This is a genomic window from Oscillibacter acetigenes, from assembly GCF_025567605.1.
Taxonomy (GTDB): domain Bacteria; phylum Bacillota; class Clostridia; order Oscillospirales; family Oscillospiraceae; genus Oscillibacter; species Oscillibacter welbionis.
This window is the reverse complement of record NZ_JAOQKG010000003.1, coordinates 175,440-185,896: the sequence shown is the minus strand read 5'-3', so window position 1 is coordinate 185,896 and position 10,457 is coordinate 175,440. Positions and strand designations below refer to the sequence as shown.

Genomic DNA, 10,457 nt, shown 5'->3' with positions numbered 1-10,457 from the left:
CCTTCGCCCCTCTTCACACAACACCCCTGCGCCGTTCCGCGCGGAAGCGATTGCGCTGTTCGGGGAAGTTTCCCTCGCCCCGCTCCGCGGGGCATCGCGTTCAGCCGTCGCTGGTTCCCTGACCGATACAGAGTAACTCTGTCGGCGGTATATCTCTGTTGCACTTTTCCTGAAGTCGCCTTCGGCGGGCGTTACCCGTTATCCTTGCCCTGTGGAGCCCGGACTTTCCTCACGACCGGCCTTTCGGCCTGGCCGCGCGACTGTCTGTCTTACTCGCCTGTCTATTTTAGCGGAATCCGACGGGATTGTCAACGCCTGGCCGCAATGCGGCCTCCACATCGGCGGAAGTCGCCAGGGCCTTCCGCTGAAAATACCGGATGGCCCGCAGAGCGCAGTTAGGTCCCGGCTTCATGGCCCCGCAGCCCTGGGAGAAAAAGTCTGGGAAGGGGAGGGGCGTGGTTGTATTTTTTTCCGATCTGCGGTATAATTTCCTTGTCTGTCAATCTCTGCCGCCCAGCGCGGCGTTAGGAGCGTACCCATGAAGTTTGAGGAATATCTGGACTCTCTGCGGAACAAGTCCGTGGCCGTCATCGGCATCGGCGTCAGCAACCGGCCCCTGATCCGGCTGCTGCTGGAGCGGGGCATTCGCGTCACCGCCTGCGACAAAAAATCCCGGGAGGCCCTGGGGCCCCTGGGGGACGAGCTGGAGCAGCACGGCTGCCGCCTGCAGCTGGGGGAGGACTACCTGAAGGGCCTGACGGAGGACGTGATCTTCCGGACCCCCGGCCTGCGGCCCGACGTGCCGGAGCTGGCGGCGGCGGTGGCGCGGGGCAGCCTGCTGACTTCCGAGATGGAGGTCTTTTTTGAGGTCTGCCCCTGTCCCGAGATCGCCGTCACCGGGTCCGACGGCAAGACCACGACCACCACGATCATCGCAAAGCTCCTGGAGGCCGCCGGGCGCACCGTCCACCTGGGGGGCAACATCGGCCGCCCGCTGCTGTGCGACACGCCGGACATCGCGCCAACGGATCTGGCGGTGCTGGAGCTCAGCTCCTTCCAGCTGATGACCATGGACCGGAGCCCCCGCATCGCCGTTATGACCAACCTGTCTCCCAACCACCTGGACGTCCACAAGAGCTACGGGGAGTATATCGCTGCCAAGGAAAATATCTTTACACACCAGACAGTCCGGGATATTGCCGTCTTTAATGCCGACAACGAGACCACGGTCCGCTGCGCCGAAAAGGCCCCGGGCCGGGTGCGGTGGTTCTCCCGCCGGAAGGAGGTGGCGGACGGCGTGTTCCTCCGGGGCACCTCCATTGTCTGCCGGGGGCCGCAGGGCGAGCGGGTGGTGCTGGACACCGCCGACATCAAGCTCCCCGGCGTCCACAACATCGAGAACTACATGGCCGCCGTCGCCGCCGTGGACGGGATGGTCCCAGACGAGGCCATCCGGGCCTTCGCCCGCACCTTCGGCGGCGTGGAGCACCGGATCGAGCTGGTCCGGGAGCTGGACGGCGTCCGGTGGTACAACGACTCCATCGCCTCCAGCCCCAGCCGCACCATCGCCGGGCTCCGGTCCTTTCCGGAAAAGGTCCTTTTGATCGCCGGGGGCAAGGACAAGGGCATCTCCTATGACGCCATCGGTCCGGAGATCAACGAGCATGTGAAGGCCCTGATCCTCTGCGGCGCAACCGCCGGGGTGATCCGGGCCGCCGTGGAGAAGGCCGCCAACTTCACCGGCCTGCCCATCACGGAGGTGGACAGCTACCAGTCCGCCGTGGCGCTGGCCCGTGAGACGGCGCGGCCGGGGGATGTGGTGCTGCTGTCCCCGGCCAGCACCTCCTTTGACCGGTTCGCCAACTTCATGGAGCGGGGCCGGGTCTTCAAGGATCTGGTGAACGCTCTGAAATAAGGCCAGGCCGCCCCCGCATACAATGGCGGGAAGGGGGCGTGATGGCCATGATCTGGCGCGGATTTTACTTCTACCGCCGGCGGATGGACCGCCGGCGGGTGCTGCGGGCCCTGGCGTTTCTGCTGATGGCTCTGGCGCTGACGGTGCTCTTCATCGCCGCCACCCAGATGCGGCCTCTGCTGGAGAGCATGGCCACCACCCGGGTGTCCAACACCGTTACCCGCATCGTCAGCGAGGCCGTGTATGAGGCCATCGAGAAGGGCGAGCTGCAGTACGACGGCCTGGTGTCCTTTGAGAAGGACACGGAGGGCCACATCACCGCTGTGCAGAGCAACATGGCGGCCTTCAACCACCTGCAGGCGGAGATTCTGGACACGGTCCTGACCCGCATCAGCCAGGTGCCCACCGGGGACCTGTCCATCCCCATCGGCAGCCTGACGGGTTCGACGCTGCTGGCGGGACGGGGGCCCCGCATCACCGTGCGGATGGAGTCCGTGGGGTCGTCGGAGGCGAACTTCCGCAACGCCTTCACCTCCGCCGGCATCAACCAGACCAAGCATCAGATCATCCTGACGGTGGATGTCTCCGTCAGCGTTCTGCTGCCGGGGTTCCGCACCGCCACCAAGGTGTCCAATTCCTTCATCGTGGCGGAGACGGTGATCGTGGGCACGGTGCCGGACACCTACACCTATTTCTCCACAGATCCGGATACGTACGAGGAGGATCTGAAAGACTACATTCTGAACAACAGCTGAGAAGGGAGCACACCCTATGGACTACCGCGAGGAAATGAAGCAGCTGCGGGACTTTTTGAACCAGCAGAGCTATCTGTACTATGTTCTGGACGCGCCGGTGATCCCGGACTACGAGTACGACCGGCTGAACCGGCGCCTGGAGGAGCTGGAGGCGGAGCACCCGGAGGAGATCACCCCGGACTCCCCCACCCAGCGGGTGGGCGACAAGATCCTGGAGGGCTTTGAGACCTACGAGCACCCGGTACCCCTGGAGAGCCTCCAGGACGTGTTCAACGCAGAGGAGGTCTCGGAGTTCCTGGATCGGATGCGGGAGGCCCTGGGGGACGGCGCCGCCTACTCCGTGGAGCCCAAGGTGGACGGCCTGTCCGTGGCCCTGGAGTATCGGGACGGCGTGTTCGTCCGGGGCGCCACCCGGGGCGACGGCCGGGTGGGGGAGGACGTGACGGAGAACCTCAAGACCATCCGCGCCATCCCCATGCAGCTGCCGGAGAAGCTGCCCCGGCTCATCGTCCGGGGCGAGGTCTATATGTCCCGGGCGGTGTTCGCGGAGATCAATGCCCGCCGGGAGCTGGAGGGCAAGCCCCTCATGGCCAATCCCCGGAACGCCGCCGCCGGGTCCCTGCGGCAGCTGGACCCCAAGATCTGCGCGGAGCGGAAGTTGGATATCCAGGTGTTCAACCTCCAGCTGGCGGAGGGCAAGACCTTCCAGAACCACTCGGAGACCCTGGACTACATGGCCTCCCAGCACTTCAAGGTGATCCCCCACAAGACCCTCTCCGACCCGGCGGAGATTCAGGCGGAGATCGACCGGATCAACGAGGAGCGGATGGACTACCCCTTCGACATCGACGGGGCGGTCATCAAGAGCGACCACCTGGCGGACCGGGAGCGGCTGGGCTCCACCGCCAAGTTCCCCAAGTGGGCGGTGGCCTTCAAGTACCCGCCGGAGAAGAAGTTCTCCGTGGTCCAGGACATCGTGGTGCAGGTGGGCCGCACCGGCGTGCTGACGCCCAAGGCGGTGCTGTCCCCGGTGCGGCTGGCGGGCACCACCGTCACCAACGCCACCCTCCACAACCAGGACTTCATCACCGAGAAGGACATCCGCGTGGGGGACACTGTGCTGGTGCAGAAGGCGGGGGAGATCATCCCGGAGATTTTGAGCGTGGACTTCGACAAACGCCCGGAGGGCACGGTGCCCTACACGCTGCCGGACGCCTGCCCGGTGTGCGGCGCCCCGGTGGTCCGGGACGAGGACGGCGCGGCCCTGCGCTGCACCGGCGCGGAGTGCCCGGCCCAGCTGCTGCGGAACCTCACCCACTTCGCCAGCCGGGACGCCATGGACATCGACGGCTGCGGTCCGGCGGTGATCCAGCAGCTGATCGACTCCGGGCTGATCTCCAACGCCGCGGACCTGTACAGCCTCCACGCCGCGGACGTGGCCAAGCTGGACCGGATGGGGGAGAAGTCCGCGGAGAACCTGATCCGGGCCATTGAGAACTCCAAGGCCAACGACCTGAGCCGCCTGCTGTACGGCCTGGGCATCCGGCAGGTGGGGGAGAAGGCCGCCAAGACCATCGCCGCCCACTTCGGCTCCATGGACGCGCTGATGGCCGCCACAGAGGAGGCGCTGACGGAGATTCCCGACGTGGGCGGCATCACCGCCCGGTGCATCGCGGACTACTTCCGGGGCGACCAGGCGAAGGACCTGATCCGCCGCCTGAAAGAGGCGGGGGTGAATATGGAGAGCACCGCCCAGCCCACCGGGGACCTGCTGGCGGGATTGACCTTCGTCCTGACCGGCGAGCTGGAGTCCGCCTCCCGCAAGGAGGCCGGGGAGAAGCTGGAGGCTTTGGGGGCCAAGGTGTCCGGGTCCGTGTCCAAAAAGACCGGCGCCGTGGTGGCCGGAGAGGCCGCGGGCAGCAAGCTCCGCAAGGCCCAGGAGCTGGGGGTGCCGGTTCTCAGTGAGGAGCAGTACCGGGTACTGGTAGACGAGGTCCCCGGCGACAAGGCGGAAATCCTGGCCCTGCTGGGCCGGGGCGAAGCGGCAAAAGAAGCGGAATAAACAGGGAAGCGGGGGCGTGAGCCCCCGCTCTTTCGGCTTCTGTGCAGGCTGCGATGCGTGCCCGGCGGGCGTACTGTCAGCAGGGGTCATCGATCTGGATCATGAATTTTGTGACGTATTCCTCCGGGCTGGAGATCGCAAATTCGTTCAATCCAAGCTCGTAGGCAAAGCCTGTCAGGATCAGATGCTGCCGGCGGGCATAGTCGATCATTTTTTGGTACATGGCGGGCGCCTTGTCCCAAGGTCCCTTCTGATAGCCGCAAAGATACCGCCCCGCCGGCCTGACAAACGTATGCGGACCGGATGCGCTGCCGGACGAATAGGTAAACAGCCCGTCGTATGTTTCAAAGGACCCGGCGGTGACTTTGTCCAGGGAGAGGAAGCTCCCGATTCCCATGCGTATCTGCTCAATGCCCCATTGACTTTTCAAATCGGTAAAAAGCCGGGATAAATCGTCTCCGGAAAAATCATACGGCAAAACAGAAATTTTGACCGCGCCGCACGCCTCGACCCTGATTTCCTCATCCGGCAGGCCCTCGCAAAGACGCACCTGCGCTTTTTTGGTCTTCAGTATGTTCCGCGCGCGCTTCAGCCTTCGTATCTCCAGATCGATTTCCGCCTCTTTCCGATCTGCGATCTGCAAAAACTTTTCCGGAGCAGGATGCTTACAGTAGTCCGCAATTTCCGCGATGCTCATATTCAACTCTTTCAGCATACGGATATACTCAAAAACAATGCTCTGTGATGCGTCGTAATAGCGGTAACCGTTTTCCCCCTTTTGGCAGGGGGAAAACAGGCCGATGTCGTCATAATAATGCAGCGTTCTCCGATTGACACCGTGCAGTTCCGCAAACTGGGCGGTGGTCATTTTTACAGTGTTTTGCCTCATCACAAAATAGCTCCTTTTCCGGTATTGACATTACAGCTGCTGTAAGGACTATTATACGGGGTATCCGAGACCAATACCAGGGGGAATATCATGGAGATGCAAATCAGAGAATATCAGAAACAGGACTTTCAGCCCTTAAAGGAAATCATCCGAAGCACGTGGCACTATGATGAGTTCAGCAGTCCCGAAACGGCTTCCAGGCTGGCGGAGGTTTTTCTGCGCAGCTGCCTGACAAATTACACCTTTTCACAGGTGGCCGTACTTGACGGAACTGCGGCAGGGATCATTTTGGTAAAGAACAACAAGGATCACAGATGCGCCCTCTCTGCCAGATTTCAGCAAATCCTGTCCATTGTGAAGCTGTATGCGTCCAAAGAGGGAAGGGCAGTCTCTCAAATCTTCCAAAACGTCAATGAGATCGATGAGCAATTGCTGCGCGGCTGCAAAAAGACCTATCCGGCGGAATTGGCTCTGTTTGCTGTCCGTTCATCCTGTCAGGGAAAGGGCATCGGCAAAAAGCTGTTTCATTCCGCGCTTGCCTATTTGAAACAGCAGGGATTGGATGAATTCTACCTGTTTACAGATACCAGCTGCAACTACGGCTTTTATGAACACCAGGGCATGTGCCGCCGCGGCCAGAGAGAGCATCTTTTCCAGATAAACGGGCAGACCGTAAGCATGAATTTCTTTCTTTATGACCGCGCAACGGTATTTCATGACGCTGCGGGCTGCAATTTTTGAAATTGTATTAACTGCATAAAAAATAATTGTTTTTTTGTGCAGTTCATCAATATTCTGGAGCGAGTCACTCCGAAACATTATCCAGTTCGGCCATAGACACCGGCGGCTCTGCGTGGTATCTTTGTTAAGCACCAGCCGGGAAGGCTGGGAGTCTGATACAGAAAGGATGTGTTTCCCATGCGACTGCGTTCCGAAGCGGACGTGCAGGAGTTCCTGGACGCCGTCAGCCAGTGCGGCGGCGACGTGTACCTGAAGAGCCCGGAGGGAGACATTTTTAATTTGAAATCCTCCATGTCCCGGTATATCGCCATCGGCCGCCTCATCGAGGAGCAGGGCGATACCCTGGAGCTCTTTGCCGACCGGAAGGAAGACCAGGCCCGGCTCATGCCCCTGGTGGAAGACCTGATGAAGAACGGGGACTGAGTCCCCGCAAAAAGCGCCCGCCCCGATCTCCCGGGGCGGGCGCTTTCCATTCAGTGGGTCACTTGTCAAAGGACGGGTTCACAAAGTAGAGATTCTTCTCGTTCATCTTGTCCTTGGCCAGCCGCAGTCCCTCGCCGAAGCGCTGGAAGTGGACGATCTCCCGGGCCCGGAGGAACTTGATGACGTCGTTGACGTCCGGATCGTCGGAGAGGCGCAGGATGTTGTCGTAGGTGACACGGGCCTTCTGCTCGGCGGCCAGATCCTCCGTCAGGTCGGCGATCAGGTCGCCCTTCACCGCCATGCTGGCGGCGCTGTAAGGGAAGCCGGAGGCGGCGGTGGGGTACACGCCGGCGGTCCGGTCCACAAAATACGTGTCAAAGCCCGCGGTCCGGATCTGCTCCTCGGTGAGGTCCCTGGTCAGCTGGTGGACGATGGCGCCGATCATCTCCAAATGGCCCAGCTCCTCAGTGCCGATGTCGGTCAGCAGGCCCTTCAGCTCCGCATAGGGCATGGAGTACCGCTGACTCAGGTAGCGCAGGGACGCGCCCAGCTCACCGTCGGGCCCGCCGTACTGGGAGATGATGACGGAGGCCAGCTTGGGATTGGTGTTCTTGATCTTCACCGGGTACTGGAGCTTCTTCTCATAAATGAACATCAGTCATTGCCTCCTTCCTCCCAGGGCCACGGGTCCTTCAGCCAGGCGAAGCCGTCCTCCGGCGTCAGGTCCGTCTGCAGCAGGGGGCCGTACATCTTCTGGTACTTCTCACGGCCCTCTTTCGCCAGCTTGATATAGGACCAGTACAGCTGCAGCGCCTCCTGATCCTGGGCGTGGGTGGTGAGATACAGGCCCAGCTCGTCAATGGCAAAGTCCAGGGCCATCAGCTCCACCAGGGCGGTGTTGGCCATTTTCGTCTTGGCCTGGATGGCCGCCTTGAAAGGCAGGTCAAGCCCCGGGAACAGGGTGCCGGTTTGCAGGGCCTCCATCCGGCTGTACCGGACAGGGTTCTCCTCCTGCATGGCTACAAAGGGAAACACCATGGGTGCACAGGTGCCGGGCAGAGTGCCCTGGTTCGGCTGGCAGGAGCCGGACGGCGGCATGGAAGGCACGGACGGCGTGGGCGGCGTATTGGTGTTGGGTTTCTCCATCTGCATGGATGCCTCCTTCTGGGGTAGGGTGCGCATGGGAACCATGCGCCCATGCCATCCTATGCGGAGATGGTCCGGGAGGAGCCTGCCCTTGATTTCCGCCGTCCGAGCCGCTATAATCGGGAATATGGGATAAGCAGGCGGGAATAGGCTTTCCCCAGGGGGTGCCGCCTGTGATTATTCTGATCCGAAAGCGCCATGTGGCGTATGTTGTGCTGCTGTGTTGTTTTGTCGCCGGGCTCTCCGCCGTGCTGTGGCATGGGAACGCCGCCTTCACGGCGGCGTTCGCCCCGGGGGAGGAGGGCGCGTCTCCCGTTGTGGTGGTGGACGCCGGCCACGGCGGGGAGGACGGCGGCGCTGTGGCCGCCGACGGCACGGTGGAGAGCGGCCTGAACCTCGCCATCGCCCGGCGGGTCCGGGACCTGCTGACCTTTGCGGGGGTGCCCACCACCGTCACCCGGGAGGGGGACGCCGCCATTTACGACCCCGGCAGCGCCACTCTGCGGGAGAAGAAGGTCTCCGACCTCCACAACCGGGTGGCTCTGGTGAATGAGCTGCCCGGCGCGGTGCTGTTGAGCATCCACCAGAACAGCCTGCCGTCGTCGCCCTCCACCCGGGGGGCCCAGGTGTTCTGGAACCGCCAGGAGGGGGCGGAGGAACTGGCGTCGTCCATTCAGGAGTCCCTGAACGGCGCCGTCAACGCCGGACATGAGAAGAAGGCCGCCCAGGTGCCGTCCTCGGTGTACCTGATGAAGGAGATCACCGCCCCCGGCGTGCTGGTGGAGTGCGGATTTCTCTCCAACGCCGCGGAGACGGAACAGCTGAAGGACCCGGCCTACCAGACAAAGCTGGCGGCGGCCATCGCGGCGGGCGTGCTGAATTCAGATAAGCGTTGAAAGAGAAAAGATCAGACAGTTTGTTCCTTTCTCTTTCCATGGGAGGTTGCAATGAAGCCAAAGACTCTGTTCTACTGCACGGAGTGCGGCAATGAGACGCCCAAGTGGGCGGGGAAGTGCCCGGCCTGCGGGGCGTGGAATACCATCGTGGAGCAGCCCCAGGCCGCCCGGGCGGCAGGGAAGGGGGCCTCCCGCCCGGCAGGAGGGGGGGCCGTCCGCAGGGCCCGGCCGGTGACGGAGCTGGAGGCGGATGCGGAAATCCGGTTCTCCACTGGCATGGGAGAGCTGGACCGGGTCCTGGGCGGCGGTGCCGTCAAGGGCTCGCTGGTGCTGGTGGGCGGCGCGCCGGGAATCGGCAAGTCCACGCTGATGCTTCAGATCTGCGAGAGCCTCTGCCGGGAGAATAAGGTCCTGTATGTATCCGGCGAGGAGTCGGAGCACCAGCTGAAGCTCCGGGCCAAGCGGCTGGACGTGCAGAGCGAACGGCTGTTCGTGATCTCCGAGACCAGCCTGGGGGACCTGCTGGAGTCCGTGGCGGCGGAGGCGCCGGACGTGCTGATCGTGGACTCCATCCAGACCCTGTACAATGACGCGCTGGAGTCCCCGGCGGGCAGTGTCAGCCAGGTGAAGGACTGCACCATGGCCCTGATGCAGCTGGCCAAAGGGCAGGGGATCACGGTGTTCGTCATCGGCCATGTGAACAAGGAGGGGTCCATCGCCGGCCCCAAGGTTCTGGAGCACATGGTGGACTGCGTGCTGTACTTTGAGGGGGACCAGCACACCGCCTACCGCATCCTGCGGGCGGCCAAGAACCGCTTCGGCGCCACCAATGAGATCGGCGTCTTCGAGATGCGGGACAGCGGCCTCGTGGAGGTGGAGAACCCGTCAGAGATGCTGCTGTCCGGTCGGCCGGAGGACGCCCCCGGGACCTGCGTCACCTGTGTGATGGAGGGGGCAAGGCCGGTGCTGGCGGAGATTCAGGCGCTGGCGGTGTCGTCTCCGGCGGGCAACCCCCGCCGCACCAGCAACGGCTTTGACTACAACCGCTTCGCCATGCTGCTGGCGGTGCTGGAGAAGCGGGGCGGCCTGAAGGTCTCCGCCTGCGACGCGTACCTGAACATCATCGGCGGCTTGAGCCTGGACGAGCCCGCCGCGGATCTGGCGGCGGTGATCGCCCTGGCCTCCAGCTATCTGGACCGGCCGGTGCCGGCGGATTTGGTGGCCATCGGGGAGGTGGGCCTCACCGGAGAGCTGCGGTCCGTCAGCCAGCTGGGCCAGCGGGTCAGCGAGGTCCGGCGGCTGGGCTTTACCCAGTGCCTGATTCCGTCCCGCCGGACCGGGGAGCTGGCCGCGCCTGCGGGGCTTCGTCTGATCCCGGTGCGGAATATCGGTGAGGCGATCCGAGCCGCCCTTCGTCCGTCGGAATGAAGTGGACGCAGGCGCCGCCCAGGGCGGGGAGGCCCGCCGCGGCGGCGCTGTCCAGCGTGCAGACGCCGTCCTGCTGATACACACATTGGCTGGTACAGGGAATCAAACTCATACACATCATCCCATCTCCATGGATTTGGGACTAGCTTTGCCGAAAGCGGCGGTTTTTATGTCCGGTCCGGAGATGCGCCGCGCATTCCGG

Annotated in this window: 10 protein-coding genes and 1 other RNA gene (1 of these 11 only partly in view); 7 read left to right on the top strand and 4 right to left on the bottom strand. The window is 63.1% G+C overall.

Annotated elements, in window-relative coordinates:
* Positions 1 to 276: RNase P RNA component class A (gene rnpB, locus OCV80_RS07640), an RNA gene on the bottom strand (it extends 325 nt beyond the left edge of the window).
* 262 nt (positions 277 to 538) lie between these two features.
* Between rnpB and murD the strand changes: the two genes are divergently transcribed.
* Genes murD through ligA form a run of 3 tightly spaced genes read left to right on the top strand, consistent with a single transcriptional unit; the run spans position 539 to position 4,732 of the window.
* Positions 539 to 1,915, top strand: a complete 1,377-nt coding sequence (gene murD / locus OCV80_RS07635) for a UDP-N-acetylmuramoyl-L-alanine--D-glutamate ligase (protein ID WP_267288332.1) — start codon at positions 539 to 541, stop codon at positions 1,913 to 1,915.
* A gap of 47 nt (positions 1,916 to 1,962) precedes the next feature.
* A complete protein-coding gene (yunB, locus tag OCV80_RS07630; protein WP_036628743.1) occupies positions 1,963 to 2,670 on the top strand; it encodes a sporulation protein YunB in 708 nt (235 codons plus the stop codon).
* A gap of 16 nt (positions 2,671 to 2,686) precedes the next feature.
* A complete protein-coding gene (gene ligA, locus OCV80_RS07625) occupies positions 2,687 to 4,732 on the top strand; it encodes an NAD-dependent DNA ligase LigA (RefSeq protein WP_267288331.1) in 2,046 nt (681 codons plus the stop codon).
* 76 nt (positions 4,733 to 4,808) lie between these two features.
* On the opposite strand, the gene OCV80_RS07620 is transcribed toward ligA, so the two are convergent.
* Positions 4,809 to 5,621: a MerR family transcriptional regulator gene (locus OCV80_RS07620; RefSeq protein WP_025545344.1), complete on the bottom strand. Its 813-nt coding sequence runs from the start codon at positions 5,619 to 5,621 to the stop codon at positions 4,809 to 4,811.
* 90 nt (positions 5,622 to 5,711) lie between these two features.
* On the opposite strand from OCV80_RS07620, the gene OCV80_RS07615 reads away from it, so the two are divergent.
* Positions 5,712 to 6,362 carry a GNAT family N-acetyltransferase gene (locus tag OCV80_RS07615; protein WP_025545342.1) on the top strand — a complete coding sequence of 217 codons (651 nt, stop codon included), beginning with the start codon at positions 5,712 to 5,714 and terminating at the stop codon, positions 6,360 to 6,362.
* Between the two features lie 177 nt (positions 6,363 to 6,539).
* Positions 6,540 to 6,785, top strand: a complete 246-nt coding sequence (locus tag OCV80_RS07610) for a hypothetical protein (protein WP_021750720.1) — start codon at positions 6,540 to 6,542, stop codon at positions 6,783 to 6,785.
* 58 nt (positions 6,786 to 6,843) lie between these two features.
* On the opposite strand, the gene OCV80_RS07605 is transcribed toward OCV80_RS07610, so the two are convergent.
* A complete protein-coding gene (locus tag OCV80_RS07605; protein WP_021750721.1) occupies positions 6,844 to 7,440 on the bottom strand; it encodes a manganese catalase family protein in 597 nt (198 codons plus the stop codon).
* Positions 7,440 to 7,937, bottom strand: coding sequence for a spore coat protein CotJB (locus OCV80_RS07600; RefSeq protein WP_025545340.1), 498 nt, complete (start codon positions 7,935 to 7,937; stop codon positions 7,440 to 7,442). Before OCV80_RS07600 ends, OCV80_RS07605 begins: the two co-directional genes overlap by 1 nt.
* Before the next feature lie 167 nt (positions 7,938 to 8,104).
* On the opposite strand from OCV80_RS07600, the gene OCV80_RS07595 reads away from it, so the two are divergent.
* Positions 8,105 to 8,827 (top strand): N-acetylmuramoyl-L-alanine amidase, encoded by a 723-nt coding sequence (locus tag OCV80_RS07595; RefSeq protein ID WP_136891741.1) that lies wholly within the window; start codon positions 8,105 to 8,107, stop codon positions 8,825 to 8,827.
* A 51-nt stretch (positions 8,828 to 8,878) separates the two neighbouring features.
* Positions 8,879 to 10,255 (top strand): DNA repair protein RadA, encoded by a 1,377-nt coding sequence (gene radA / locus OCV80_RS07590; protein WP_119310955.1) that lies wholly within the window; start codon positions 8,879 to 8,881, stop codon positions 10,253 to 10,255.
* Positions 10,256 to 10,457: the final 202 nt, after the last annotated feature.